The organism is Leifsonia sp. HAY1-4F, assembly GCF_056755275.1.
In genome coordinates this window covers 1-229 of the sequence record NZ_JBNDHX010000746.1, presented here as the reverse complement: position 1 = coordinate 229, position 229 = coordinate 1, and the positions used below count along the sequence as shown (strand labels likewise).

At 62.4% G+C, this 229-nt stretch carries 1 pseudogene; it reads left to right on the top strand.

From position 1 onward, the window contains the following. Positions 1–229 (top strand): annotated as a pseudogene (groEL, locus tag ACPYOG_RS21185) (chaperonin GroEL); the annotation flags it as partial.

The following is a 229-nucleotide window of genomic DNA, read 5'->3' as shown; positions in this document are numbered from 1 at the left end:
CCAACAAGCCGCTGCTGATCATCGCCGAAGACATCGAGGGCGAGGCCTTGGCCACCCTGATCGTCAACAAGATCCGTGGCACCTTCAAGTCTGTTGCCGTCAAGGCTCCGGGCTTCGGTGACCGCCGCAAGGCCCAGCTGGCCGACATCGCCATCCTCACCGGTGGCCAGGTCATTTCCGAAGAAGTTGGCCTCAAGCTCGAAAACGCCGGCCTGGACCTCCTCGGTAC